We start from the raw sequence: 317 nt of genomic DNA on the forward strand, positions 1-317 counted from the left end.
TCGCCGCGCTGCGCGGTGGCACCACCGTGAACGTGATCAACAACACGCCGGCGCATGTACGCACCCATGAGCGCGAGGACAGCGGCGAGCGGGTGATCGACGTGATCATCGATCATGTGACGGGTCTCATGGCCCGTGACATCGCCCGCGGCGCCGGGCTCGCGCCGTTACTTGAGCGCCGCTACGGCCTCACGCCCAGCGCCGGCGCGCTGAGGTGACAGGAAGATGAACGACGAAATCCGGCGCGAGGCTCAGACGCTCCATCGTGGTCCCCCGGGCCCCAGATCTCACGCCCGTTTCCCTGCATTGTCTGGGCT

Annotated in this window: 1 protein-coding gene; it reads left to right on the forward strand. The window is 67.5% G+C overall.

From position 1 onward, the window contains the following. Nucleotides 1-218 (forward strand): hypothetical protein (locus ACTFO6_RS18295; protein WP_439935810.1); only part of this gene is annotated, 218 nt, incomplete at its 5' end. Nucleotides 219-317 lie beyond the last annotated feature (99 nt).

Origin of the sequence: Pelomicrobium sp. G1, from assembly GCF_051905455.1 — a bacterium.
Taxonomy (GTDB): Bacteria; Pseudomonadota; Gammaproteobacteria; order Burkholderiales; family UBA6910; genus Pelomicrobium.